Source organism: Rhizobium aethiopicum, from assembly GCF_900094625.1.
Classification (GTDB): Bacteria; Pseudomonadota; Alphaproteobacteria; order Rhizobiales; family Rhizobiaceae; genus Rhizobium; species Rhizobium aethiopicum.
The window spans coordinates 41,159-65,802 of the sequence record NZ_FMAJ01000009.1; the positions used below are offsets into that span (position 1 = coordinate 41,159).

The 24,644-nt window shown below is 60.9% G+C and carries 23 protein-coding genes, 2 tRNA genes and 1 pseudogene; 1 reads left to right on the top strand and 25 read right to left on the bottom strand.

Translation table 11 applies throughout. The features are described from left to right. Positions 1 to 186: 186 nt before the first annotated feature. Positions 187 to 650: pseudogene (locus tag GA0061105_RS19500) on the top strand (DUF5680 domain-containing protein). Positions 651 to 658: 8 nt separating this feature from the next. On the opposite strand, the gene GA0061105_RS19505 reads toward GA0061105_RS19500, so the two are convergent. The 25 genes from GA0061105_RS19505 to GA0061105_RS19630 form a co-directional block, all read right to left on the bottom strand. Then, positions 659 to 1,342, bottom strand: a complete 684-nt coding sequence (locus tag GA0061105_RS19505) for an ABC transporter ATP-binding protein (protein ID WP_064692599.1) — start codon at positions 1,340 to 1,342, stop codon at positions 659 to 661. 14 nt (positions 1,343 to 1,356) lie between these two features. Further along, entirely contained in the window at positions 1,357 to 2,661 is a 1,305-nt protein-coding gene (locus GA0061105_RS19510) for a lipoprotein-releasing ABC transporter permease subunit (protein ID WP_064692598.1), read from the bottom strand. A gap of 15 nt (positions 2,662 to 2,676) precedes the next feature. Then, the gene (gene proS, locus GA0061105_RS19515; RefSeq protein WP_064692597.1) at positions 2,677 to 3,999 is read right to left on the bottom strand and encodes a proline--tRNA ligase; all 1,323 of its coding nucleotides are present in this window, start codon (positions 3,997 to 3,999) and stop codon (positions 2,677 to 2,679) included. Between the two features lie 591 nt (positions 4,000 to 4,590). After that, positions 4,591 to 4,866, bottom strand: coding sequence for a DUF1467 family protein (locus GA0061105_RS19525; protein WP_029531512.1), 276 nt, complete (start codon positions 4,864 to 4,866; stop codon positions 4,591 to 4,593). Positions 4,867 to 5,029: 163 nt separating this feature from the next. Beyond that, positions 5,030 to 5,434: a methylmalonyl-CoA epimerase gene (gene mce / locus GA0061105_RS19530; protein ID WP_092752315.1), complete on the bottom strand. Its 405-nt coding sequence runs from the start codon at positions 5,432 to 5,434 to the stop codon at positions 5,030 to 5,032. A gap of 2 nt (positions 5,435 to 5,436) precedes the next feature. After that, positions 5,437 to 7,107: a ribonuclease J gene (locus tag GA0061105_RS19535; protein WP_092752317.1), complete on the bottom strand. Its 1,671-nt coding sequence runs from the start codon at positions 7,105 to 7,107 to the stop codon at positions 5,437 to 5,439. Positions 7,108 to 7,124: 17 nt separating this feature from the next. Continuing rightward, the gene (locus GA0061105_RS19540; protein ID WP_064692594.1) at positions 7,125 to 7,889 is read right to left on the bottom strand and encodes a biotin--[acetyl-CoA-carboxylase] ligase; all 765 of its coding nucleotides are present in this window, start codon (positions 7,887 to 7,889) and stop codon (positions 7,125 to 7,127) included. Further along, positions 7,889 to 9,334, bottom strand: coding sequence for an NADH-quinone oxidoreductase subunit NuoN (gene nuoN / locus GA0061105_RS19545; RefSeq protein ID WP_092752319.1), 1,446 nt, complete (start codon positions 9,332 to 9,334; stop codon positions 7,889 to 7,891). The genes GA0061105_RS19540 and nuoN overlap by 1 nt, the downstream gene beginning before the upstream one ends. 18 nt (positions 9,335 to 9,352) lie before the next feature. Further along, complete coding sequence (locus GA0061105_RS19550) at positions 9,353 to 10,864, bottom strand: NADH-quinone oxidoreductase subunit M (protein WP_064692592.1); 1,512 nt, start codon at positions 10,862 to 10,864, stop codon at positions 9,353 to 9,355. Continuing rightward, positions 10,864 to 12,864 (bottom strand): NADH-quinone oxidoreductase subunit L, encoded by a 2,001-nt coding sequence (gene nuoL, locus GA0061105_RS19555; RefSeq protein WP_064692591.1) that lies wholly within the window; start codon positions 12,862 to 12,864, stop codon positions 10,864 to 10,866. The genes GA0061105_RS19550 and nuoL overlap by 1 nt, the downstream gene beginning before the upstream one ends. Before the next feature lie 7 nt (positions 12,865 to 12,871). After that, positions 12,872 to 13,180 (bottom strand): NADH-quinone oxidoreductase subunit NuoK, encoded by a 309-nt coding sequence (nuoK, locus tag GA0061105_RS19560; RefSeq protein ID WP_003587269.1) that lies wholly within the window; start codon positions 13,178 to 13,180, stop codon positions 12,872 to 12,874. A gap of 23 nt (positions 13,181 to 13,203) precedes the next feature. Then, complete coding sequence (locus GA0061105_RS19565; RefSeq protein ID WP_064692590.1) at positions 13,204 to 13,818, bottom strand: NADH-quinone oxidoreductase subunit J; 615 nt, start codon at positions 13,816 to 13,818, stop codon at positions 13,204 to 13,206. Between the two features lie 143 nt (positions 13,819 to 13,961). Beyond that, entirely contained in the window at positions 13,962 to 14,453 is a 492-nt protein-coding gene (gene nuoI, locus GA0061105_RS19570) for an NADH-quinone oxidoreductase subunit NuoI (RefSeq protein WP_008521873.1), read from the bottom strand. 40 nt (positions 14,454 to 14,493) lie between these two features. Next, the gene (gene nuoH, locus GA0061105_RS19575) at positions 14,494 to 15,537 is read right to left on the bottom strand and encodes an NADH-quinone oxidoreductase subunit NuoH (protein WP_064692589.1); all 1,044 of its coding nucleotides are present in this window, start codon (positions 15,535 to 15,537) and stop codon (positions 14,494 to 14,496) included. Positions 15,538 to 15,549: 12 nt separating this feature from the next. Next, positions 15,550 to 17,631: an NADH-quinone oxidoreductase subunit NuoG gene (gene nuoG, locus GA0061105_RS19580; protein ID WP_064692588.1), complete on the bottom strand. Its 2,082-nt coding sequence runs from the start codon at positions 17,629 to 17,631 to the stop codon at positions 15,550 to 15,552. A gap of 221 nt (positions 17,632 to 17,852) precedes the next feature. Continuing rightward, positions 17,853 to 18,536 carry a 5' DNA nuclease gene (locus GA0061105_RS19585; protein WP_092752320.1) on the bottom strand — a complete coding sequence of 228 codons (684 nt, stop codon included), beginning with the start codon at positions 18,534 to 18,536 and terminating at the stop codon, positions 17,853 to 17,855. 1 nt (position 18,537) lies between these two features. After that, on the bottom strand, positions 18,538 to 19,842 hold the full coding sequence (gene nuoF / locus GA0061105_RS19590) for an NADH-quinone oxidoreductase subunit NuoF (RefSeq protein WP_003558451.1): 1,305 nt from the start codon (positions 19,840 to 19,842) through the stop codon (positions 18,538 to 18,540). A gap of 10 nt (positions 19,843 to 19,852) precedes the next feature. Further along, positions 19,853 to 21,016 carry an NADH-quinone oxidoreductase subunit E gene (locus tag GA0061105_RS19595; RefSeq protein WP_092752322.1) on the bottom strand — a complete coding sequence of 388 codons (1,164 nt, stop codon included), beginning with the start codon at positions 21,014 to 21,016 and terminating at the stop codon, positions 19,853 to 19,855. Between the two features lie 16 nt (positions 21,017 to 21,032). Then, positions 21,033 to 21,305, bottom strand: a complete 273-nt coding sequence (locus GA0061105_RS19600; protein WP_092752324.1) for a hypothetical protein — start codon at positions 21,303 to 21,305, stop codon at positions 21,033 to 21,035. Then, positions 21,305 to 22,495 (bottom strand): NADH-quinone oxidoreductase subunit D, encoded by a 1,191-nt coding sequence (locus GA0061105_RS19605; RefSeq protein ID WP_092752325.1) that lies wholly within the window; start codon positions 22,493 to 22,495, stop codon positions 21,305 to 21,307. The genes GA0061105_RS19600 and GA0061105_RS19605 overlap by 1 nt, the downstream gene beginning before the upstream one ends. Before the next feature lie 66 nt (positions 22,496 to 22,561). Further along, a complete protein-coding gene (locus GA0061105_RS19610; RefSeq protein WP_064692584.1) occupies positions 22,562 to 23,164 on the bottom strand; it encodes an NADH-quinone oxidoreductase subunit C in 603 nt (200 codons plus the stop codon). An 18-nt stretch (positions 23,165 to 23,182) separates the two neighbouring features. Beyond that, entirely contained in the window at positions 23,183 to 23,767 is a 585-nt protein-coding gene (locus GA0061105_RS19615; RefSeq protein ID WP_064801815.1) for a NuoB/complex I 20 kDa subunit family protein, read from the bottom strand. Further along, positions 23,758 to 24,123: an NADH-quinone oxidoreductase subunit A gene (locus tag GA0061105_RS19620; RefSeq protein WP_010055493.1), complete on the bottom strand. Its 366-nt coding sequence runs from the start codon at positions 24,121 to 24,123 to the stop codon at positions 23,758 to 23,760. The genes GA0061105_RS19615 and GA0061105_RS19620 overlap by 10 nt, the downstream gene beginning before the upstream one ends. Positions 24,124 to 24,370: 247 nt before the next feature. Next, positions 24,371 to 24,447: transfer RNA gene (locus GA0061105_RS19625), tRNA-Asp, on the bottom strand. Between the two features lie 51 nt (positions 24,448 to 24,498). Beyond that, positions 24,499 to 24,575: transfer RNA gene (locus GA0061105_RS19630), tRNA-Asp, on the bottom strand. Between the last annotated feature and the right edge of the window lie 69 nt (positions 24,576 to 24,644).

Below are 24,644 nucleotides of genomic sequence, written 5' to 3' on the forward strand. Positions count from 1 at the left end.
CAAATGCCCGCCTCAGCACCGGGATGCTCCGCACGGACTCGACATTCCCTCGCCAAACGGTGCGTGCGTCGCATCGACGCCTGAACCACGGCTCCAGGCGATGAGCGCTTCCGCCGCTTTGTTCTTCTTATGTTCTAATTATTCTGCTACATCCGTACCATGGTGACTCAGGGGAGGATGACGAGAATGCTGGATACCACGGTGCTGAATGACTTCATCGTAGAGGCCAAGGCCGCGACCTATGTCGGGGGCGGCGTACCTCGCCTGCCCTGCCGGCCGGGTGCGCATGATATCGGCTACTTCAGCGGGAACTGGGGGTATTCGACAGCTATTTCGGCGGCACCGATTTCGCCGGACAGGAGGTGGTGTGGTTTGCCGAGGAACCGGTCTGGGCGATGAATTATTTCGGCTGTGTGGTCGCGCCTGATCTCATCGATGGCGGTGCGGCTGGAACGGTGATCAAGGCGGCGCTCTCGGCAATGTATCGGGAAGGCCGGTTTCTTGGCGGAATGGAATTCGATCATCCGTTCGGCCGTTATATCGACCGCAGCGAAGGCGGCTGCGAACGGTTCAGCGGCCATGAATGCATCATGGTCGATGGCCGGAAGGCTTATGTGCTCGACTATCGAGGTGGGCTGGTCACCCCCTGACCGAAACTTCAGAAGTCGACAACCTTGCCGTCCGAGATCGTCACGCGCCGATCCATGCGACGGGCGAGCTCGTGGTTGTGGGTGGCGATGAGGGCCGCAAGACCGGACTGACGCACAAGCGCCTCCAGCGCGTCGAAGACGTAGCTTGCCGTTTCCGGGTCGAGATTGCCGGTCGGCTCGTCGGCAAGCAGCAGGGTCGGCGCATTGGCAACGGCGCGGGCGATCGCGACGCGCTGCTGCTCGCCGCCTGAAAGCTCGCCCGGGCGGTGGGCGCCACGATGGCCGATGCGCATGTAATCGAGAAGCTGGCCGGCCCGCTCCCCGGCTTCCTTCCAGGACAGTCCGGCGATGAGCTGCGGCATCATGATGTTCTCGAGCGCGGAAAATTCCGGCAGCAGATGGTGGAACTGGTAGACGAATCCGATTTCGCTGCGGCGGATCGCGGTGCGATTGTCGTCGGAAAGGCCGTCGCAGGCATGGCCGTTGATGTTGACTTCACCGCCGTCCGGATGCTCCAGCAAGCCGGCGACATGCAGCAGCGTCGACTTGCCGGTGCCGGAAGGGGCGACGAGAGCGACGATCTCGCCCTTCGACATGGAAAAATCGGCGCCCCTCAGGATCGGGAGCAGCGTATCGCCCTGCCCGTAATGGCGCTCGACGCCGGTAAGCTTGAGAACGACGTTGCGGTTCATGAAGGCGGCATTCCTTATTCGTAGCGCAGGGCCTGCACCGGATCGAGCCTGGAGGCGCGCCAGGCCGGGAAAATGGTCGCGATGAAGGAGAGCGTCAACGCCATGATGACGATCGAGATCGTTTCGCTGAGGTCCATTTCGGCCGGCAGCTGGCTGAGGAAATAGACCTGCGGATTGAAGATCACTTCGCCCGAAATCCAGGAGAAGAACTGGCGGATGGATTCGATGTTGAGGCAGACGAGAACGCCAAGCAGCACGCCGGCGATGGTGCCAACGATGCCGATCGCCGCTCCGGTCATGAAGAAGATGCGCATGATCGCACCGGCGCTGGCGCCCATCGTGCGCAGGATGGCGATATCGCTGCCCTTGTCCTTCACCAGCATGATAAGGCCGGAGATGATGTTGAGCGCCGCGACAAGCACGATCAGCGTCAGGATCATGAACATGACATTGCGTTCGACCTGGAGTGCGGAGAAGAAGGTCTGGTTGCGCTGGCGCCAGTCGGTGATGGCGATCTGGCGTCCGGCCGCCTCCTCCACCTTGGGCCTCAGAGCGTCGATATCGTCAGGATTGTCGACGAAAAGCTCGATCGACTGCACCAGCCCCTCGGCATTGAAAAAAAGCTGCGCTTCCTCGAGCGGCATGAAGATGATCGAGGAGTCGTATTCCGACATGCCGATCTCGAAGAGGCCGGAAATCTTGTAGGACTTGACGCGCGGGCTGACGCCCATCGGCGTGATGTCGCCATCCGGTGACGTCAATGTAATGAGATCGCCAACACGCAAACCAAGCTGATCGGCCATGCGGGTGCCGATCAGCACGCCTTCACCGGAGGCATAGCCGACCATGTCGCCTGATTTGATGTTCCGGGACACCGTCTGGAGCTTGGTCAGATCCTCGGCGCGCGCGCCACGCACCAGAGCGCCGGTGCTGCCGCCGGCCTGGGCGGAGGCGAGAACCTGGCCTTCGACCAGCGGCAGCGCCATCTTGACGCCGGGCACGGCGGCCAGCCTGCTGGCGAGGTCGGGATAATCGGTGAAGGGGCCGTCGATCGGCTGCACGATCATGTGGCCGTTAATGCCGAGAATGCGCGAAACCAGTTCGGTGCGGAAACCATTCATGACGGCCATGACGATGATCAGCGTCGCAACGCCGAGCATGATGCCGACGAAGGAGAAGCCGGCGATCACCGATATGAAGGCCTCCTTGCGGCGCGCGCGCAGATAGCGCCACGCCACGAGGCGCTCAAAGGTGGAAAATGGCTTGCCAGCCGGACCCAAGCCGGATTTTGAACTCCGGTCCACTGCTGCCTCTGCCATTTCGCCTCCGTTTCCTTAAGCCACGAACCTGTTGATCGCCGCTTCGATGGTCATCGTTTCGCGGGCGCCGGTCTTGCGGTCCTTCACTTCGACCTCGCCGTTGGCGACCGCGCGCGGTCCGGCGATGATCTGGACGGGTACGCCGATCAGGTCGGCGGTCGCGAATTTCGTGCCGGCCCGATCGTCGGTATCGTCGTAGAGCACGTCCTTGCCGGCCTTCGTCAGAGCGGCGTAGATCAGCTCGCAGGTATCGTCGCAGGCCTCATCGCCCACCTTCATGTTGATTACGACGACATCGAAGGGTGCAACCGACGACGGCCAGATGATTCCGTTGTCGTCATGCGATGCTTCGATGATGGCGGGAACAAGGCGTGTCGGGCCGATACCGTAGGAGCCCATGTGAACGAAGTGTTCCTTACCGTCAGGTCCCTGCACTTTAGCGCCCATCGTCTCGGAATATTTCGTGCCGAAATAGAAGATATGGCCGACCTCGATGCCGCGGGCGGAAAGGCGCTCGGCTTCGGGAACAGCGTTGAAGGCGGCCTCGTCGTGCATTTCCGAGGTCGCCGCATAGAGCGAGGTCCACTTGTCGAAAATCGCCTTCAGGCCTTCGACGCTATCGAAATCGGTCCGCTCATCAGGAATATCGAAACCGACGAAGTCCTTGTGGCAGAAGACCTCAGATTCGCCGGTATCGGCGAGAATGATGAATTCATGGCTGAGATTGCCGCCGATCGGGCCGGTGTCCGCACGCATCGGGATGGCGCGCAGGCCGAGCCGATCGAATGTTCTGAGATAGGCGGCGAACATCTTGTTATAGGAATGCTCTGCACCCTCGCGCGTCAGATCGAAGGAATAGGCATCCTTCATCATGAATTCGCGCGAGCGCATGGTGCCGAAGCGCGGACGGATCTCGTCGCGGAACTTCAGCTGGATGTGATAGAGATTGAGCGGCAAGTCCTTGTAGGATTTGACCGAGGAGCGGAAAATATCCGTCACCATCTCCTCGTTGGTCGGACCATAGAGCATCGGCCGATCCTGGCGGTCCTTGATGCGCAGCATCTCCTTGCCATAGGCGTCGTAGCGGCCGCTTTCCTGCCAGAGCTCGGCCGATTGCAGGGTCGGCATCGAAAGCTCGATGGCACCGGCGCGGTTCTGTTCCTCGCGGATAATCGCATTGACCTTGTCGAGCACGCGCTTACCGAGCGGCAGCCATGAATAGATGCCCTGCGACTGCTGGCGGATCATGCCGGCGCGCAGCATCAACCGGTGGGAGACGATTTCCGCCTCCTTGGGGTTTTCCTTAAGGATGGGCATGAAATAGCGAGACAGACGCATGGCGTTTCCGAAGCAGTTGAGATCCCGCGATTGAGCGGAATCGAAGGTACATCGTTAATGTGGGAGCGTTCATAGCCGCTTCGCGGCAGGAAGGAAACCCGCAACTGATGTCGGCTGCCTCCCGGATACGCATGTTCGCACCCGCAAAATGTCAGGGCATGAAAAAGCGCGTGTTTATAAGGACTTGAACGAAAATCTTGTCAACAGAAAAATTATGCTGGAGTGTAGCAAAAATGCAAAAAAAGCTAATGACAAAGCCCAATGTTTGAGCTAGCTTTAGCTCACAAAACAGGCAAGAAGGATAAATTCTTGCCGAATTCGCGGTCAAGTCTTGGGAGGATCAGATCTTAGGCGCGCTCGTCGCAGCCCCGGCAACGGTTACAGATCACGCGATACTTAAAACAAGGCTTTTAGCCTTGTTTTTTTTTGCTTTTTCGCTTCCAATTCCATTTAAGAACCCACCCCTCCTTCCGTTAAGAGATGGGCCTCATTCCGTTACGTGAGCTCTTTGCCGGAACAGCATGACCTTGGTATGACGGCATACCGTCGGCTGAATTTACATATGCCCAAAGTTTGAGCAAAAGCTAGCTCTTAATAGAAGCTCGGCCCGAGTTGTGGAAGGGCGTCGAAGCCCCAGCCGAAATAGGTGTCGCAGACGTACCAGAGGCCGTAGATGAGCGCCGAAATCAGCGTCGTCAGCGAGAAGACGAAGGCGGCACGAAAGCGGGTGGGCGCACTTGGCACCGTGCCGAGGACAATATCGTCGTCTTCCGCCTGGGTGCGCAGGCCGATCGGCAGGACGGCAAAAAGCGTCATCCACCAGATGATGAAGTAGACGGCGAATCCCTGGAGGAAGGTCTGTAGCATTATATTTCCCGGCGGTGTCTTGCCGACAGAGCGCGTAGAAGCGCTGCGTCGCTTGGAGCTTACGCCCTTATACGGCGGAACAGCGTCCAACTCAAAGCGAACGAAACATTTCGCCGCCTTCGGGTCACTCTGCCGCAGCGAAAATGCGTCGATTCAAATGGCGTCAGGCCTGTTCGAGCTCGATCAGCGTCCCGAAGAAATCCTTCGGGTGCAGAAAGAGCACCGGCTTGCCATGCGCGCCCGTCTTCGGCTGGCCGTCGCCAAGCACCCGCGCGCCCGTTGCGACCAGCCGGTCGCGGGCGACAAGAATATCGTCCACCTCATAGCAGATATGGTGCATGCCGCCGGACGGGTTCTTTTCGAGGAAGACTGCGATTGGCGAATCCTGCCCGAGAGGCTCCAGCAATTCCACCTTGGTGTTCGGCAATTCGACGAAGACGACGGTGACCCCGTGCTCCGGCAGAGGCTGTGGCTGCGATACGGCAGCCCCGAGCGTGTCGCGATAGGCAGCCGTCGCCGCGGCAAGGTCGGGAACGGCAATGGCAATATGGTTCACCCGGCCGAGCATGGTCAGACCTTAGTGACGAAGGCGGTGACAACTGGCTTCTTGCCCCAGGCGTGGTTTGCAGCGGCGCGGATGGCGCGGCGCACGGCCTCCTGCAGCATGTCGATGTCCTTGCGGCGGGCGCGCGGAATGCTTTCGATGGCGCTGATGGCCGCATCGTAGAGCGTATCCTCCATCTCCTCGCCTTCATCGTCATAAACCGGCAAGCCGATCGAGACGAGGTCGGGATCGCCGAGAATGTCGTAACGCGCGTCGAGCACGACGCTGACTGCGACATGGCCGACATAGGAGAGCTTCTTGCGCTCGCCGATGCCCATTTCGTCGAAATCGCCGATCAGCAGACCGTCCTTGTAGATGCGACCGTGCGGCGCTTCCCCGATAACCTCGACCGGACCAGGCGCCAGCCGCAGGATGTCGCCGTTGCGCACCCGCGGCACCATCGCAATGCCGGATTGCTCGGCAAGCTCCTTATGCGCCGTCAGATGCGTCGCCTCGCCATGCACCGGCACCACGATTTTCGGCCGCGTCCACTCATACATTCGCTGCAACTCGTTGCGGCGGGGATGGCCGGACACATGGACGAGCGCCTCGGTGTCGGTGATGATATGCACGCCCTGCTCGACGAGGCCGTTCTTGATGTCCTGGATCGCCTTCTCGTTGCCGGGAATGGCACGTGAGGAAAACACGACGATATCGCCTGCCGCAAAGGCCACATTGCGCATCTCGTCGCGAGAAAGCTTGGCAAGCGCAGCCCGCGCCTCGCCCTGGCTGCCGGTCAGGATGACGACGACCTTGTCGCGCGGGATATAGCCGTACTCCTCCTCCGAAATGAAAGGTTTAACCCCTTCCATCAGGCCGAGATCGCTCGCGACATCGACGACACGCTTCAGCGAACTGCCGAGCAGCAGCACCTCTCGGCCCGCAGCCTCGGCAGCCTCGGCAACGGTGCGAATACGCCCGACATTCGACGAGAAGGTGGTGATCGCCACCCGGCCCTCGGCATCCTCGATGATCTTGCGCAGGCTCTCCGACACATCCTTCTCGGAGGGCGAAACGCCGTCACGCAGCGCATTGGTGGAATCGCACATCAGGGCCAGCACGCCCTCGTCGCCGAGCTGGCGGAAACGCGTCTCGTCGGTCAGGGGTCCGAGCGAAGGCTCGTGGTCAATCTTCCAGTCGCCTGTATGGATGACATTACCGGCCGGCGTCCGGATCATCAGCGACATCGGCTCAGGGATCGAATGGTTGACGGCCACACCTTCGATGCTGAAGGGGCCTACATTGATTGTGTCGCCTGCCTTGAACGGCGTCACCGGCACTTCACCGATCGTTCCCTTTTCGAAGCTGCGTTTGGCTTCAAGCAGACCCGATGTAAAGGCGGAGGCGTAAACCGGAACGTTGAGGCCTGGCCAGAGGTCGGCGAGTGCCCCGTAATGGTCTTCATGGGCATGGGTGATGATGATCGCCTTGAGGTTCTTGCGCTCATTGGCGAGGAAGCGGATATCGGGCAGCACGAGGTCGACGCCCGGCAGGTCAGGCCCGGGAAAAGTCACGCCGCAGTCGACCATGATCCACTGGCGATGCTCGGGCGGGCCGTAGCCGTAAAGGGCAAGATTCATCCCGATCTCGCCGACGCCGCCCAGAGGCAGGAATACCAGTTCGTCCTGTTTCGCCATAATTTTCGTTTTTTCCACTATCCAAAAAACACATCACCGGCGGCAATAGACATAATCCTGCCAGCGCCGGTATCGAGCATCAACAAGCCATTATCATCAATTCCGGCGAATTGGCCGGAAATCGATCTGTCCGGCAAATTCACCGTGATCTTTTCGCCGATGCCGCAGGCGATGTCGCGCCAGCGCGCGGTGATCTCGGCAACACCGCGGCCCTGATCCCATATTTCAAGCAGTTCCGCCATCGCCGCAAAGAGATGAGCGAAGAGTTCCTCCGGCGACGCCGCGCTTGCATGCTGGCGCAGGCAGGTGACGGGATAGAGCGGATTGTCAGGCATGACCGAGACATTGATGCCGATGCCGACGATCAGGGCATAACGACCATTCGGCAGCCCCTCACCTTCGACCAGGATGCCGCAGGTCTTCTTTCGGCCGATGAGAATATCGTTCGGCCATTTGACCTCGAGCGGTTCGCCGCCGGGCGGCAGCACGGCGCGGATTGCCTGGTGAACGGCGATGGCAATCGCAAGTGGCAGCGAGCCGAGGCGCTCCATCGGCGCCGGGTCGATCAGCAGAAGAGATGCGTAGAGATTGCCGCGTTCGGAAACCCAGAGCCTGCCGCGGCGGCCGCGGCCGCCGGTCTGCCTTTCGGCCGTTATCCAGAGATTGCCGGGATCACCCGCCCGAGCCCGGGCGAGGCATTCGCTGTTGGTGGATGATGTTTCCGACAGGGCTTCGTGCCTGAAATCGCCGAGCGATATCCGGCGCTGCCCGTCGGACGCCATCAGAAGAGGGTCGCGGCGGCAAGCGCTGCCGCGCCGCCGATCGGGCCGCCGATGAGGACATAGGCGGTGACGAAAAGACCGGAGAGACCGAATACCAGGCGCAGAGAGCCGGAGACACGGGCGAATTCGCCGGTCGCCTCATCGAACCACATCAGTTTGATGACACGCAGATAATAGTAGGCGCCGACGACCGAGGCGAGAACGCCGATGATGGCGAGCGCATAAAGTTTTGCTTCGATCGCGGCAACGAAGACAAAGTACTTGGCGAAGAAGCCGGCGAGCGGCGGAATGCCGGCAAGCGAGAACATCAGCGCCGTCAGCACCACTGCCATGAAAGGGTTGGTGGTGGAAAGGCCGGCGAGATCGTCGACGTTTTCGACAATGGTGCCGTCCTTGCGGCGCATCGACATGATGATCGCAAAGCTGCCGAGCGTCATGACCATGTAGATGACCATGTAAAGCATGACGCCGGAAACGCCGGTCTGGTTGCCGGCGGCAAGGCCGACCAGCGCATAACCCATGTGGCCGATCGAGGAATAGGCCATCAGCCGCTTGATGTTCTTCTGGCCGATCGCGGCAAAGGAGCCGAGCAGCATCGAGGCGATCGAAATGAAGACGACGACCTGCTGCCAGTCCGCCAGAACCGGCTGGAAGGCGGTGATGACGATGCGGGTCATCATCGCCATGGCGGCAACCTTGGGGGCAGCGGCCAGGAAGGCGGTGACCGGCGTCGGCGCGCCTTCATAAACGTCAGGCGTCCACATGTGGAAGGGAACGGCCGAGATCTTGAAGGCGATGCCGGCGAGGATGAAGACCAGACCGAAGATGAGGCCGAGCGAACGCGCGCCCTCGACGGAAAGCGCATGGGCGATCTCGGAGAAGTGGGTATGGCCGGTGAAGCCGTAAACCAGTGACATGCCGTAGAGCAGCATGCCGGAGGACAGTGCGCCGAGTACGAAATATTTGAGGCCGGCTTCGGTCGACTTCAGGCTGTCGCGGTTGATCGCGGCGACGACGTAGAGCGCCAGCGACTGCAGTTCCAGCGCGAGATAGAGCGAGATCAGGTCGTTGGCCGAGATCATCAGCAGGATGCCGAGGGTCGCCAGCACCAGGAGAACCGGGAACTCGAACTTGTCGAGCTGGTTTTCACGGGCGTGGCCGAGCGTCATGAACAGGGCGACCAGCGAACCGATCAGCGCCACCAGCTTCATGAAGCGCGAGAAGCCATCGGCCATGTAAACGCCGCCATAGGCAAGGCCTTCCGCCGGCACGAAGAGCAGCCACAGGCCGGAGGCGAGCAGCAGGACGATAGCGAGGCCGGTGACGACGGGGCCCGACCGCTCGCCCGAGAAGACGCCGACCATCAACAGGACAAGGGCGCCGACCGCGAGGATGAGCTCCGGCGCGGAAAGATGCAGACTGAGGAGAATTGTTTCAGCGGTCATGTCCGATAAGTCCCGTCATCATTTCATAGACAGCGCAACATTCTGCGCTGCGTGCACGGCGGCCGTGTAGTTGTTGACCAGCAGATCCACCGAGGCGGCCGTCGCGTCGAAGACCGGAGCCGGGTATACGCCGAAGAAGATCGTCAGTGCGACCAGCGGATAGAGGATCAACTGCTCGCGTGGCGAAAGATCGAGCAATGCCTTCAGCTTTTCCTTCTCCAGCGCACCGAAGATCACCCGGCGATAGAGCCAAAGCGCGTAAGCGGCCGAGAGGATGACGCCGGTAGCGGCAAAGAGCGCGACCCAGGTGTTGACCCGGAAGACGCCGATCAGCGTCAGGAATTCGCCGACGAAGCCAGAGGTGCCGGGAAGCCCTACATTGGCCATGGTGAAGACCATCATCGCGACCGCATATTTCGGCATATTGTTGACGAGGCCACCATAGGCGTTGATCTCGCGGGTGTGGGTGCGGTCGTAAACGACGCCGACGCAGAGGAAGAGCGCGCCGGAGACGATGCCGTGCGACAGCATCTGGAAGATCGAACCCTGAACACCCTGCATGTTGGCGGCAAAGATGCCCATGGTCACGTAGCCCATGTGCGCCACCGAGGAATAGGCGATCAGCTTCTTGATGTCGTCCTGCATCATCGCCACCAGCGAGGTATAGATGATGGCGATGACGGACAAGGCGAAGACGAGCGGCGCGAAATAATCCGACGCGACCGGGAACATGCCGAGCGAGAAGCGGATGAGGCCGTAGCCGCCGAGCTTCAGCAGCACGCCGGCCAGGATTACCGAGCCTGCTGTCGGCGCCTGAACGTGCGCATCGGGAAGCCAGGTATGAACCGGCCACATTGGCATCTTCACCGCGAAAGAGGCGAAGAAGGCGAGCCACAACCAGGTCTGCATCGCCGGCGGGAACTTGTAGGCGAGCAGCGCGGTGATGTCGGTGGTACCGGCCTGCCAGTACATCGCCATGATGGCGAGCAGCATCAGCACCGAGCCGAGCAGCGTATAGAGGAAGAACTTGTAGCTCGCATAAACGCGGTCCCTGCCGCCCCAGACGCCGATGATCAGGAACATCGGAATGAGGCCCGCCTCGAAGAAGACGTAAAAAAGCACGATATCGAGCGAGACGAAGACGCCGATCATCATCGTTTCCAGGATGAGGAAGGCGATCATGTATTCCTTCAGGCGCTTCTCGATCGAGAGCCAGCTCGCCAGTACGCAAAAGGGCATGAGGAAGGTCGAGAGGATGACGAACAGCATCGAGATGCCGTCGACGCCGACATGGTAGCCGATGCCGGTGCCGAGCCAATCATGCTTTTCGAGCATCTGGAAGCCCGGGTTCGCATTGTCGAAGCCGATCCAGATGAAGAGCGAGACGACAAAGGTGAAGACGGTGGTGATCAGCGAGATCCACAGCACGTTCTTCCGGCCGCTTTCGCTGTCGCCATTCATCAAGAGCAGGAGCACCACGCCGACGAGCGGCAGGAAGGTGACCGTTGAAAGAATAGGCCAATCGGTCATCAGAAGGAACTCCCGAGCATCATCCAGGTAACGAGCGCCGCAATGCCGATCAGCATGGCGAAGGCATAGTGATAGAGGTAACCGGTTTGCAGACGCACGACGCGGTCGGTGACGGCGACGACGCGGGCCGCCACGCCGTTCGGGCCATAAGTATCGATGACGCCGACGTCACCCTTCTTCCACAGGAAGCGGCCAAGTGCTCTTGCCGTGCGGACGAAGAGGAAGTCGTAGAGTTCGTCGAAATACCACTTGTTGAGCAGGAAGTGATAGAGAACCCGGTGCTGCTTGGCGAGGACGCGCGGCGTCTGCGGCGAGCGGATATACATGTACCAGGCGGTGACGAAGCCGAGGAGCATGGCGATGAAGGGGCTCAGGGCCACCAGCGCCGGCACGTGATGGAACTCTTCGACGAGTTCGTTCTCGGCGCCGGTGAAGAGCGAGCCCTTCCAGAACTCGGCATATTCCTCGCCGTAGAAGCGGCCTTCGAAGAAATAGCCGGCGAAGACCGCTCCGACTGCCAGGAGATAGAGCGGCACCAGCATGACCTGGGGCGACTCGTGAACGTGGTGCATGACCTCATGCGAAGCGCGCGGCCTGCCGAAGAAGGTCATGAAGATCAGGCGCCAGGAATAGAAGCTGGTGAACAGAGCCGCGATAACCAGCAGCGAGAAGGCGAAGCCCGCGACCGGCGAATGCGAAGCATAGGTCGCCTCGATGATCACATCCTTGGAGAAGAAACCGGCAAAGCCGATCGGCGTGAAGGGAATGCCGACGCCGGTGATCGCCAGCGTGCCGATGATCATCATCCAGAACGTCCACTTGATGTGCGGCCGCAAGCCGCCCATGTAGCGCATGTCCTGCTCGCCATCGACGGCATGGATGACCGAGCCGGCGCAGAGGAAGAGCAGCGCCTTGAAGAAGGCGTGGGTGAAGAGATGGAAGATCGCCGCGCCATAGGCCCCTACCCCGAGCGCCACGAACATGTAGCCGAGCTGCGAACAGGTGGAATAGGCGATGACGCGCTTGATGTCGTTCTGCACGAGGCCGACGGTGGCCGCGAAGAAGGCGGTGATCGCGCCGATGACCGTGACGACGGTCAGTGCATCGTGCGACAGTTCGAACAGGGGCGACATGCGGGCGACGAGGAAGACGCCGGCGGTGACCATGGTGGCGGCATGGATGAGGGCCGAGACCGGGGTCGGACCTTCCATGGCGTCCGGCAGCCAGGTGTGCAGCAGGAACTGCGCCGACTTGCCCATGGCGCCCATGAACAGCAGCAGGCAGATGCCGGTCAGCGCATGCGCCTTATCGAGCTGCATGCCGAACAGGTTGAGGATTACTTCGCTCGCCTCGCCGCCGCCTTCATGCGGGGCGAAGTTCGAGGCATTGGCGAAGATCGTGTCGAAGTTGATAGAGCCGAACAGCACGAAGACACCGGCAATGCCGAGCACGAAGCCGAAGTCGCCGACGCGGTTGACGATGAAGGCCTTCATCGCCGCAGCCGTCGCCGACGGCTTCTTGAACCAGAAGCCGATCAAGAGATAGGAAGCGAGACCGACGCCTTCCCAGCCGAAGAACATCTGGGCGAGGTTGTCTGCCGTTACCAGCATCAGCATGGCGAAGGTGAAGAGCGAGAGATAGGCAAAGAAGCGCGGCCGATGCGGATCGGTGTGCATGTATCCGATCGAATAGATATGCACCAGCGTCGAGACCGTGTTGACGACGATCAGCATCACCGAGGTGAGCGTATCCACACGCAGCGACCAGGAGACGTCAATGCCGCCGGACTGGATCCAGCGCAGCACCTCGACCTTGATCGGGCCGCCTTCGGCGTGGCCCATGCCCACGCTGAAAAAGACGATCCAGGACAGGACCGCGGCGATGATCATCAGGCCGCTGGTGACATATTCCGAAGCCTTAGCGCCGATGGCGCGGCCGAAAAGGCCGGCGACGATCGCGCCGATCAAGGGAAGAAAGACAATAGCCTTATAGAGGAACATGAGCCACTCAGCCCTTCATCATATTGACGTCTTCGACCGCGATCGAGCCGCGGTTGCGGTAGAAGACAACGAGAATTGCAAGACCGATCGCCGCTTCGGCAGCCGCGACCGTCAGGATGAACAGCGCGAAGACCTGGCCGACGATGTCGTTCAGGAAGGAAGAGAAAGCGACCATGTTGATGTTGACCGCAAGCAGGATCAGTTCGACCGACATCAGGATGACGATGACGTTCTTCCGGTTCAGGAAGATGCCGAAGACGCCGAGCGTGAAGAGGATGGCGCTGACCGTCAGGTAGTGGGAAAGTCCGATGACCATGTTCTTTGTTCCTTGACCTGCCTTTAGACGCCCTGCCCCGGCTTGACCGAAACCACCTCGACGGCGGTGGCGGGCGTGCGGGCAACCTGCCTGGAAATATTCTGCCGCTTGATGTTGGTGCGATGCCTCAGCGTCAGAACGATCGCGCCGATCATGGCGACCAGCAGCACCAGGCCGGCAATCTGGAAGAAATAGACGTAGTTGGTGTAGAGTACGTCGCCGAGAGCGGCCGTATTGGTACGCTCCGTCAGCGCCGGGATCGGCATGGCGACTGATTTGGCAATCTCGGGCGAGATGACGCTGCCGCCGATGACGACGATCAGCTCGGCCGCCAGGATGATCCCGATCAACCCGCCGATCGGCGCATATTCGAGGACGCCTGCCCTCAATTCGGTGAAGTCGATATCGAGCATCATCACCACGAACAGGAAGAGGACGGCGACGGCGCCGACATAGACGACAAGCAGGATCATCGCCAGGAATTCGGCGCCGAGCAGCAGGAAGAGGCCGGCTGCATTGAAGAACACCAGGATCAGGAAAAGAACCGAGTGAACCGGGTTCTTCGCCCAGATGACCATGAACGCCGACGCTATCGCGACAAAGGCGAAAAGGTAGAAAAATAGAGCCTGCAGACCCATGTTGGTGCCTTTTTCATCTTCCCCCGGGCAGCCGGGAGTTTCCCTGCCCGATAGAGCTTTCTGCGGCGCTGGCCGGCAAAGCTCCTGTGCATATTGACCACGACAAAGCGCCTAAGCTCCATCGCGGCATCTCAAGATCTCGATCAGCGGTACGGCGAGTCGATCGCGATGTTGCGGGCGATTTCACGTTCCCACCGGTCTCCGTTATCCAGAAGCCGGGCCTTGTCGAAATAGAGTTCTTCGCGGGTTTCTGTCGCAAACTCGAAATTCGGACCTTCGACGATCGCATCGACCGGGCAGGCCTCCTGGCAGAAGCCGCAATAAATGCACTTCACCATATCGATATCGTAGCGCACGGTGCGGCGCGTACCGTCGTTGCGGCGCGGACCGGCCTCAATGGTGATCGCCTGGGCAGGACAGATCGCCTCGCAGAGCTTGCAGGCGATGCAGCGTTCCTCGCCATTCGGATAGCGGCGCAATGCATGCTCGCCGCGGAAGCGCGGGGAGACCGGACCCTTTTCGAAGGGATAGTTGATCGTCGCCTTCTGGCGGAAGAAATAGCGCATCGACAGAAAGAACGCGCCGACGAATTCCTTGAGGAACAGCGAGTTGATGGAGCTGGACAAGCTTGCCATCTTCAACCTCCAATTTGGCCGGAAACGAGAGCCGGGGCCATTACGCCCATCCCATCAGTTTCAGCACGAATGCAACGATGATGACCATGGCGAGCGACAGCGGCAGGAAGACCTTCCAGCCGAGGCGCATGAGCTGGTCGTAGCGGTAGCGGGGAACGAAAGCCTTGACCATCGCGAACATGAAGAACACGAAGCAGGCCTTCAGCATGAACCAGATGATGCCGGGGACCCAGTTGAGGATCCAGATATCGACCGGAGGCAGCCAGCCGCCGAGGAAGAGGATCGTCGTCAGCGAGCACATCAGGCAGACGGCCGCATACTCGCCGAGCATGAACATCATGTATGGCGAGGAGCCGTATTCGACCATGAAGCCGGCAACCAGTTCCGATTCTGCTTCTGGAAGGTCGAAAGGCGGACGGTTCGTCTCGGCAAGCGCCGAGATGAAGAAGACGATGAACATCGGGAACAGCGACAGCCAGTGCCAATCCAGGAACGACGCCGGCAGGCCGAACATAGTGCCGAGGCCGGTATGCTGCGCATTGACGATATCGGTGAGATTCAGCGAACCGACGCAGAGAAGCACGGTAACGATGACGAAGCCGATCGAGACCTCATAGGACACCATCTGTGCGGCCGAGCGCAGCGCGCCGAGGAACGGATATTTCGAGTTCGAAGCCCAGCCGCCCATGATGATGCCGTACACTTCGAGCGAGGAGATCGCAAAGATATAGAGGATGCCGACATTGATGTTGGCGATCACCCAGCCGTCGGCCAGCGGCACCACCGCCCAGGTGGACAGCGCCAGAAGCACCGTCACCAGCGGGGCCAGCAGGAACACCGCCTTGTTGGCGCCGGCCGGAATGATCGGCTCCTTGAAGACGAACTTCAGAAGGTCGGCGAAAGATTGGAACAGGCCGAAGGGACCAACGACGTTCGGACCGCGGCGCAGCTGCACCGCCGCCCAGATCTTGCGGTCGGCAAGCAGCACGTAAGCGATGAACACGAGCAGGCAGACAAGAAGCAGCAGCGACTGACCGATCATGATGATCCCCGGCCAGACATAGGTTGAGAAGAAAGAATCCATGAGTTCCTGCCCTTACTCTGCCGCGACTTTGAAGTTGTTGCGGGCCAATGCCGAGCACTCGGCCATGACAGCCGAGGCGCGCGCTATCGGGTTCGTCAAATAGAAGTCTTTGACCGGCGACGCAAACCCTGACTTGTTCATCTTGCCGGCTTTTTTCGCGACTGCGGCAATTTGGGCGCTATCGGTTTCGGCAATCTCGTCGATGGCGGCGAAATGCGGGAAAGCGGCATAGAGGCGACCACGCAGTTCACTCAGCGAATCGAAGGGAAGCTTCTTGCCGAGCACGTCGGACAGCGCGCGGATGATCGCCCAGTCCTCGCGGGCGTCGCCCGGCGCAAAACCTGCGCGGTTGCCCATCTGGACGCGACCTTCGGTGTTGACCCAGGTGCCGGATTTTTCGGTATAGGCTGCGGCCGGCAGGATGACGTCGGCGTGATGGGCGCCGTTGTCGCCATGCGAGCCGATATAGACGGTCAGTCCCGCCTTCTTGGCGGTGAAGTCGAGTTCATCGGCACCAAGCAGGAAGAGCACGTCCATCGACTGCAGCATTTCGGCGGCATTGGCGCCCTTGGCGCCCGGCACGAAGCCGAGATCGAGGCCACCGACACGCGATGCAGCGGTGTGGAGGACAGCAAAGCCGTTCCAGCCTTCGACGACTGCGCCGACCGAACCGGCAAGCTTGGCGGCACTGGCGAGAACGCCGGCGCCATCGCTGCGCGACAGCGCGCCTTGGCCGATGATGATCATCGGCTTGGCCGCATTCTTCAGAACATCAACGAAGGCATGGCCGCCATCGACCAGATCCTTCAGCGTGTCAGGACCGCCGCCCAGATAGTCATAGCTGTAACGCAATTCGCCGGGCTCGCCGATCACGCCGATCGGGAACTTGCCGCGGCGCCAGCGCTTGCGGATGCGGGCGTTGAGGATCGCCGCCTCGAAACGAGGGTTGGCGCCGATGATCAGCAGCGCGTCGGCCTGGTCGATGCCAGCAATCGTCGGGTTGAAGAGATAGCTTGCACGGCCGAGTGACGGATCGAGTGCCGCCCCATCCTGGCGACAGTCGAGATTGGCAGATCCCAGCGACTTGACCAGTTCGGAGAGCGCATACATTTCCTCGACGGAGGCGAGATCGCCAGCGATCGCGCCGATCTTCTCGCCTGAAGTGGCGCTTACAGCAGCCTTGATGGCGCCGAAGGCCTCGGCCCAGGTGGCGGGCTGCAGACGGCCGTCACGGCGGACGTAAGGTCGATCGAGGCGCTGGGTCTTCAAACCGTCCCAGATGAAGCGGCTCTTGTCGGAAATCCACTCTTCGTTGATGACCTCATTGACGCGCGGCAGGATGCGCATGACCTCGCGGCCACGGGTATCGACGCGGATCGCCGAACCGATGGCATCCATGACGTCGATCGATTCGGTCTTGTTCAATTCCCAGGGGCGCGCCGTAAAGGCGAAGGGCTTGGAGGTGAGCGCGCCGACCGGGCAGAGGTCGACGACGTTGCCCTGCAGCTCTGAGGTCATCGCCTGTTCGAGATAGGTGGTGATCTCGGCATCCTCGCCACGGCCGATCAGACCGAGTTCGGAAATGCCGGCAACCTCGGTCGTGAACCGGACGCAGCGCGTGCAATGGATGCAGCGGTTCATCACCGTCTTTACGAGCGGACCGATATACTTGTCCTCGACGGCGCGCTTGTCTTCCTGGTAGCGCGAGGTGTCGATACCGAAGGCCATCGCCTGGTCCTGCAGGTCGCATTCGCCGCCCTGGTCGCAGATCGGGCAATCGAGCGGATGGTTGATCAGCAGGAACTCCATCACGCCTTCGCGGGCCTTCTTGACCATCGGCGTGTTGGTGAAGACCTCGGGCAGTTCGCCGTTAGGGCCGCCGCGGATGTCTCGCACGCTCATGGCGCAGGAAGCCTGTGGCTTTGGCGGGCCACCCTTCACTTCGACAAGGCACATGCGGCAATTGCCGGCGACCGACAGGCGCTCATGGAAGCAGAAGCGCGGAACTTCAGCGCCGGCATCCTCACACGCCTGCAACAGCGTGAAATGATCCGGAACTTCGATCTCGTTGCCGTCAATCTTCAGTTTTGCCATTGTCGCTCAGTCCTGTTTCCCGTTTGCCTGAAGACGGCAAACAAACCTGTTTTGCAACATTCTCTTTGCCGAGCCGGACTTTTAGTCCTGCCGGCAGCCGATGTCGCCCAAATTGTCTGTCGCGCGTTCCAGACGCGGAACCCGCACCGGCATCTGCAGCGTGAGGCCCCCGCCCCTTCGCTGATGCGCCTATTTCCGGCCGGTTTGCACGGCCGGACAGTTCATTTCCTTCTGCGGCCTCGCCCGGCCAGAACCTTCGCCTGACCGATCCAGTCGTCGCGTGCGATGCGGCCGTTAAAGCCAAGGTCGGCGTCAAGCCGAGCAATATCCTCGTCGGACCAGGCGGCGATGTCGGCGAAGCTGCGAATGCCCCTGGCGTTCAACACCTGCTCCAGCTTCGGACCGATGCCGGCGATCAGCTTGAGATCGTCGGCCTTTGCAGTCCGCTGAGCCGTTTTTGCCTTCACCGCCGGCTTCGGCTGGTTTGCCGGCACCGGCTCGCTCGCCGGCTTGACAACTGTCAGTCTAGGCCCCGCCTTCCTCTCGACCGCAGGCTTTTCGGACGCCTGCGTGCCCAGAGCCTTGACGACCGGGCGGATATTCTCAGGCCGGATATCGACTGCGGGCGCCGGCTCGTCCGGCGGCGTGTCATCGAGCGCGGCCGCGAGCTTGCCGGTGGTTTCCAGAGCGCTCTGGAAGGCTCCGAAGAAGGCGCCCGCCATCTGCGTCGAGAAGCCGAAGCCGATTGCCGTTGCGGCGGCAAAGGCTGCGGCAGGATGTGCCATCAGCGGATGCACCGGCATTGCCTGTGCGTTTTCCAGCATCTCCGCCGCAAGACGGCCGAAGCCGGCCGCGAAATCGGCAGTCTCTTCCTTCTTCCCGCTCTTGGATGCCTTGTCCGTCATGTTATTCAGCCGCCTCCAGAACCGCGCCGTGGTCGAGCGCGCTCGCCGTATACTGGTCGATACGCTTTTCGATCTCGGGACGGAAGTTACGGATCAGGCCCTGCACCGGCCACGCGGCGGCGTCGCCGAGGGCGCAAATGGTGTGGCCTTCGATCTGCTTGGTCACCTGGAACAGCATGTCGATTTCGCGCTTCTGGGCGTTGCCCTTGGCCATGCGCTCCATCACACGCCACATCCAGCCCGTGCCTTCGCGGCAGGGCGTGCACTGGCCGCAACTCTCATGCTTGAAGAAGGCGGAGATGCGGGCGATCGCCTTGATGACGTCGGTGGACTTGTCCATGACGATCGCCGCGGCCGTCCCGAAAGAGGAGCCGACGCCGCGCAGGCCGTCGAAGTCCATCGGGCAATCGATAATGTCCTTGGCCGGAACGATCGGGCAGGATGCGCCGCCCGGAATGACGGCGAGCAGATTGTCCCAGCCGCCACGGATGCCACCGGCATGGCGGTCGACGAGTTCGCGGAAGGTAATGCCCATTTCCTCTTCGACGGTGCACGGCTTGTTGACGTGGCCGGAGAGCATGAACAGCTTGGTGCCGACATTGTTCGGACGGCCTATGGCCGAGAACCAGCCGGCGCCGCGGCGCAGGATCGTCGGCGCGACCGCGATCGATTCGACGTTGTTGACGGTCGTCGGGCAGCCGTAGAGGCCCATATTGGCAGGGAATGGCGGCTTCAGGCGCGGCTGGCCCTTCTTGCCTTCCAGGCTTTCGAGCAGCGCGGTTTCCTCGCCGCAGATATAGGCGCCGGCGCCGTGATGGACGAAAATGTCCATGTCCCAGCCGAGCTTGTTGTTCTTGCCGAGCAGGCCGTAATCATAACATTCGTCGATCGCCGCCTGCAGCGCTTCCCGCTCGCGGATATATTCGCCGCGTACATAGATATAAGCGGCATTGGCGCCCATGGCGAAACTCGCGACGACGCAGCCTTCGATCAGCGTATGCGGATCGTGGCGCATGATGTCGCGGTCCTTGCAGGTGCCTGGCTCGGATTCGTCGGCATTAACGACGAGGTAATGTGGGCGGCCATCACTTTCCTTCGGCATGAAGGACCATTTGAGGCCTGTCGGGAAACCGGCGCCGCCGCGACCGCGAAGGCCGGAAGCCTTCATCTCGTTGATGATCCAGTCGCGGCCCTTTTCGAGGATCTGCTTGGTGCCGTCCCAGTGGCCGCGGCTCATCGCGCCTTTCAGGGACTTGTCCTTGAGGCCGTAGATGTTGGTAAAGATGCGGTCTTTATCTTGTAACATGCTTCACCTCTTACCGCGGCTTCTTGCCGAAGACCTTGATATATTCCGCTTCGCCGCCCTTGGCGAGCGCCTTGGCCTGCTTGACCCAGTCGTCGCGTTCGATGCGGCCGCGGAAATTCAGGTAGCCGTCGACCCATTCGCGCTCGGCCTTCTTCCAGCCCGCGACCTGCGCGAAGGTGAAGATGCCGATTTCGTTCAATGTCGCCTCGATCTTCGGACCGACGCCGGAGATCATCTTCAGATCATCTGGAGCGGCGGGCTTTTCGATGCCGGCCGGACGGTTCTTGTCGGTCAGGCTTGGCTTCTCTGCCGGAGCGGTTTCGGCCTTGGCTGCAGCAGGCGCCGGCTCAGCAGGTGCCGTGCCGGAAACCGGCTGCTGCTCGGCTGCCTTGGCGTTTTTCGCAGCCGCCTTCGGCGCCGTTGCCGGCGTCTTCAGCGCGGCATTGGTTTCGGCATCGGTGCTTTTCGGGCGGGCGGCTTCGGACGGCGGGACCGGCGCGCCGTCTGCCGGAGCCGAGACGGTTTCGGCCTCGGTCTTCTTGGCGCGCGTCCTTGCCTTCGGCTCTTCCGTGGTCAGCGAAGTCGGACCGCCTTCGGGCGCCGAAAATATCCGATCGATCTGGGGTCCCGGCTTGATGCTCGCGCCGTTGCCGGCGGCAAAGGTGTCGATGATCTCCTCGAGGCGCTCCGGCGTCAGGTCTTCGTAAGTGTCCTTGCCGATCATCACCATCGGGGCGTTGACGCAGGCGCCAAGACATTCCACCTCTTCCCAGGAGAGCGTGCCTTCGGCATTGCGCTCGAAGGGACGGGCGTGGATCTTGCTCTTGCAGACCGACATCAGCGCTTCCGAACCGCGCAGCATGCAGGGCGTCGTGCCGCAAACCTGGACATGGGCGCGTGTGCCGACGGGATGTAACTGGAACTGCGTATAGAAGGTCGCGACCTCGAGCACTCTGATATAGGCCATGTCGAGCATGTCGGCGATCTTTTCAATCGCCGCGCGCGTGACCCAGCCGTCCTGTTCCTGCGCCCGCATCAGCAGCGGAATGACAGCCGACTGCTGGCGGCCGGCGGGGTATTTCTGGATCGTCTTGTCCGCCCAGACCGCATTTTCATCGCTGAATGCGAATGCGGCAGGCTGAAATTGATCTTCGGCTAATCGACGAACGGACATTCTTCCTCACGCCTTGTCAGTTTAGGGTTCCACACCGCGAAGCGGTCAAAGACTGCATTTCGCAGGCATAGGCCGACTGGTCTTTCTGCATAAATACGACGAATTTGCCGCCATTCGGGATGGCGGCCTTGATCTGATAGCCCTTGGACAAAAGCTCGCCCATGGACGATTGCTGCCCCGGCGGCGTCACTTCCTTATGACCCAGCGGCGTGCCGAGGGTGTCGGCCTCCTGAGCCGAAACCCCGGACGCCGAGAGAAGAATTGCGACGGCCAGCGGCAGAAGCTGCATCAGCGGTCCACCTCGCCGAAAACAATGTCGAGCGAGCCAAGGACGGCAGCAACGTCGGCAAGCTGGTGGCCGCGGCACATGAAGTCCATCGCCTGCAGATGGGCGTAGCCCGGAGCGCGGATCTTGCAGCGATAAGGCTTGTTGGAGCCGTCGGAAACGAGATAGACTCCGAACTCGCCCTTCGGCGCCTCGACCGCGGCGTAAACCTCGCCGGCCGGCACATGGTAGCCTTCGGTATAGAGCTTGAAGTGATGAATCAGCGCTTCCATCGAGCGCTTCATCTCGCCGCGCTTCGGCGGCACGACCTTGCCGTCGATCGAGGAGAAAGGACCGGTCTTCGCATCCGACAGCAGGCGGTTGACGCATTGCTTCATGATGCGCACCGATTCGCGCATCTCGATCATGCGGATCAGGTAGCGGTCATAATTGTCGCCGTTCTTGCCGATCGGGATGTCGAATTCGAGATCGGAATAACATTCGTAAGGCTGGGCGCGACGCAGATCCCAGGCCGCACCCGAACCGCGCACCATGACGCCTGAAAAGCCCCAGGCCCAGCAATCCTCCAGCGAGACGACGCCGATATCGACGTTGCGCTGCTTGAAGATGCGATTGCCGGTCAAAAGATCGTCGATGTCGTCAAGCGCCTTCAGGAAGGGATCGCACCAGTCGCCGATATCCTGCACGAGCTTTTCCGGCAGATCCTGGTGGACGCCGCCCGGACGGAAATAGGCCGCATGCATGCGCGAGCCACTGGCGCGCTCATAGAACACCATCAGCTTTTCACGCTCTTCGAAGCCCCAGAGCGGCGGCGTCAACGCGCCGACGTCCATCGCCTGCGTCGTGACGTTCAAGAGATGCGACAGGATGCGGCCGATCTCCGAATAGAGCACGCGGATCAGCTGGCCGCGGATCGGGATCTGGATGCCGACCAGCTTTTCAACGGCCATCGCATAGGCATGCTCCTGGTTCATCGGCGCGACATAGTCGAGCCGATCGAAGTAGGGTACCGCCTGAAGATAGGTCTTGGTCTCGATAAGCTTCTCGGTGCCGCGGTGCAACAAGCCGATATGCGGATCGACCCGCTCCACAATTTCGCCGTCAAGCTCCAGGACAAGACGAAGAACGCCGTGCGCCGCCGGATGCTGCGGTCCGAAATTGATGTTGAAGTTGCGGACGTTATGTTCTGTCATGGCGATCGGGCTCGCGTTCTCAGATAGTTGGCGAAAGGCGGGCACCAACCCACCAGCCGCCTTGAATTATTGCTTCGCTTTTTCATCACCCGGCAGCACGTAGTCGGTGCCTTCCCAGGGCGACATAAAGTCAAAGTTTCGGAATTCCTGCTTCAGTTCGACAGGTTCGTAGACCACACGCTTTGCGGCGTCGTCGTAGCGCACCTCGACGAAACCGGTCGTGGGGAAGTCCTTACGCAGCGGATGGCCTTCGAAACCGTAATCAGTCAGGATGCGGCGCAGATCCGGGTGGCCGGTGAACAGGACGCCGTACATGTCCCAGGTTTCGCGTTCGAACCAGTCGGCGCCGGGATGGACGGCGCAGGCCGACGGCACCGGCGTATCCTCGTCGGTTGCGACCTTGACGCGGATGCGCAGGTTCCTCTTGGGCGACAGCAGATGGTAGACGACATCGAAGCGCAGCTCGCGCTGCGGCCAGTCCACCCCGCAAATATCGATCAGGTTGACGAAACCGCATTTGGGATCGTCGCGCAGGAAGGTCAAAAGCTCGATCAGGTTTTCACCCGTCGCCGTCAGCGTCAGCTCGCCATACTTCATCTGCGAGGCGGCAATCAGATTGCCGCGCGCTTCGCCAAGATAGGACGCAAGCTCAGTCAGGGCTTCACTCATATGCCTTGTCCTTAACCCTTAGCGTTCGATCGTGCCGGTGCGCCGGATCTTCTTCTGCAGCAGAAGCACGCCGTAAAGCAGCGCCTCTGCCGTGGGGGGACAGCCCGGCACGTAGATGTCGATCGGGACGACGCGGTCGCAGCCGCGCACCACCGAATAGGAATAGTGATAATAGCCGCCGCCATTGGCGCAGGAGCCCATCGAGATGACGTAGCGTGGCTCGGGCATCTGGTCGTAAACCTTGCGCAGAGCCGGCGCCATCTTGTTGGTCAGCGTGCCGGCGACGATCATCACGTCGGACTGGCGCGGCGAAGCGCGGGGCGCAAAACCGAAGCGCTCGACGTCATAACGCGGCATCGACAGCTGCATCATTTCGACGGCACAGCAGGCAAGACCGAAAGTCATCCACATCAGCGAGCCGGTGCGGGCCCAGTTGATCAGTTCGTCGGTCGAGGTGACGAGGAAACCCTTGTCGGCGAGTTCGTTATTGATCTCACCGAAGAAGGCGTCGTTGCTGCCGATCGGCTTGCCTGTGGAGGGATCGATGATCCCCTTCGGCTGCGGGGCGACGAGCGGCTGATTGCTCACAGGGGTCACTCCCATTCCAGGGCTCCCTTCTTCCATTCATAGATAAAGCCGATGGTCAGCACGAGGAGGAAGACCATCATGGACCAGAAGCCGAACCAGCCGATAGCGCCGAAGGAAACGGCCCAAGGGAAGAGGAAGGCGACCTCGAGGTCGAAGATGATGAAGAGGATCGACACGAGGTAGAAGCGGATGTCGAACTTCATGCGGGCGTCGTCGAAGGCGTTGAAGCCGCATTCGTAAGCCGAGAGCTTTTCCGAATCGGGCGCTTTGAAAGCCACGGCGAACGGCGCAATGAGCAGCGCCAGGCCGATAACGAGCGCAATAGCGATGAAGATAGCGATCGGAATATAGGAACTGAGCAGTTCAGTCATCATGTTCATCCTTGCTTGCCGGAGGCGCCAGACGGCGCATTTGGGCAATTGCCCGGCAAGCGAACGTGCGTTGCAACAAGCCGTGGTTAGCGCAGCCGAAGCCCCGGCGCAAGACTTTTACAGAGGCAATTCGACGCGTCGCGGGCGGACATTATCAAGCAGATGCAACGATGTCGCGACAAATCCGCAGAAGTCGATTCAAGCTGCATGCCTGACCCCTGGAAACTGCATAGCTTTCGGAAGAGAATGGCGCGAGTGACGGGGCTCGAACCCGCGACCTCCGGCGTGACAGGCCGGCACTCTAACCGACTGAGCTACACCCGCGCATGACGGACGGAAGAGCCGGACGGCGGCGCTTGAACGCCTGCTTTGAAATGGCGCGAGTGACGGGGCTCGAACCCGCGACCTCCGGCGTGACAGGCCGGCACTCTAACCGACTGAGCTACACCCGCACTTCATTTCAAGCAATCCGGATGCCTTCGCACCCTCACCAAAACGGCTGCCCGTTTCGATGAGCGGCT

Excerpts from the sequence above, each read along its gene's own strand:
- GA0061105_RS19505 (WP_064692599.1), bottom strand. The coding sequence starts at position 1,342 with ATGAACCGCAACGTCGTTCTCAAGCTTACCGGCGTCGAGCGCCATTAC.
- GA0061105_RS19510 (WP_064692598.1), bottom strand. The coding sequence starts at position 2,661 with ATGGCAGAGGCAGCAGTGGACCGGAGTTCAAAATCCGGCTTGGGTCCG.
- proS (WP_064692597.1), bottom strand. The coding sequence starts at position 3,999 with ATGCGTCTGTCTCGCTATTTCATGCCCATCCTTAAGGAAAACCCCAAG.
- GA0061105_RS19525 (WP_029531512.1), bottom strand. The coding sequence starts at position 4,866 with ATGCTACAGACCTTCCTCCAGGGATTCGCCGTCTACTTCATCATCTGG.
- mce (WP_092752315.1), bottom strand. The coding sequence starts at position 5,434 with ATGCTCGGCCGGGTGAACCATATTGCCATTGCCGTTCCCGACCTTGCC.
- GA0061105_RS19535 (WP_092752317.1), bottom strand. The coding sequence starts at position 7,107 with ATGGCGAAACAGGACGAACTGGTATTCCTGCCTCTGGGCGGCGTCGGC.
- GA0061105_RS19540 (WP_064692594.1), bottom strand. The coding sequence starts at position 7,889 with ATGGCGTCCGACGGGCAGCGCCGGATATCGCTCGGCGATTTCAGGCAC.
- nuoN (WP_092752319.1), bottom strand. The coding sequence starts at position 9,334 with ATGACCGCTGAAACAATTCTCCTCAGTCTGCATCTTTCCGCGCCGGAG.
- GA0061105_RS19550 (WP_064692592.1), bottom strand. The coding sequence starts at position 10,864 with ATGACCGATTGGCCTATTCTTTCAACGGTCACCTTCCTGCCGCTCGTC.
- nuoL (WP_064692591.1), bottom strand. The coding sequence starts at position 12,864 with ATGTTCCTCTATAAGGCTATTGTCTTTCTTCCCTTGATCGGCGCGATC.
- nuoK (WP_003587269.1), bottom strand. The coding sequence starts at position 13,180 with ATGGTCATCGGACTTTCCCACTACCTGACGGTCAGCGCCATCCTCTTC.
- GA0061105_RS19565 (WP_064692590.1), bottom strand. The coding sequence starts at position 13,818 with ATGGGTCTGCAGGCTCTATTTTTCTACCTTTTCGCCTTTGTCGCGATA.
- nuoI (WP_008521873.1), bottom strand. The coding sequence starts at position 14,453 with ATGGCAAGCTTGTCCAGCTCCATCAACTCGCTGTTCCTCAAGGAATTC.
- nuoH (WP_064692589.1), bottom strand. The coding sequence starts at position 15,537 with ATGGATTCTTTCTTCTCAACCTATGTCTGGCCGGGGATCATCATGATC.
- nuoG (WP_064692588.1), bottom strand. The coding sequence starts at position 17,631 with ATGGCAAAACTGAAGATTGACGGCAACGAGATCGAAGTTCCGGATCAT.
- GA0061105_RS19585 (WP_092752320.1), bottom strand. The coding sequence starts at position 18,536 with ATGACGGACAAGGCATCCAAGAGCGGGAAGAAGGAAGAGACTGCCGAT.
- nuoF (WP_003558451.1), bottom strand. The coding sequence starts at position 19,842 with ATGTTACAAGATAAAGACCGCATCTTTACCAACATCTACGGCCTCAAG.
- GA0061105_RS19595 (WP_092752322.1), bottom strand. The coding sequence starts at position 21,016 with ATGTCCGTTCGTCGATTAGCCGAAGATCAATTTCAGCCTGCCGCATTC.
- GA0061105_RS19600 (WP_092752324.1), bottom strand. The coding sequence starts at position 21,305 with ATGCAGCTTCTGCCGCTGGCCGTCGCAATTCTTCTCTCGGCGTCCGGG.
- GA0061105_RS19605 (WP_092752325.1), bottom strand. The coding sequence starts at position 22,495 with ATGACAGAACATAACGTCCGCAACTTCAACATCAATTTCGGACCGCAG.
- GA0061105_RS19610 (WP_064692584.1), bottom strand. The coding sequence starts at position 23,164 with ATGAGTGAAGCCCTGACTGAGCTTGCGTCCTATCTTGGCGAAGCGCGC.
- GA0061105_RS19615 (WP_064801815.1), bottom strand. The coding sequence starts at position 23,767 with ATGGGAGTGACCCCTGTGAGCAATCAGCCGCTCGTCGCCCCGCAGCCG.
- GA0061105_RS19620 (WP_010055493.1), bottom strand. The coding sequence starts at position 24,123 with ATGACTGAACTGCTCAGTTCCTATATTCCGATCGCTATCTTCATCGCT.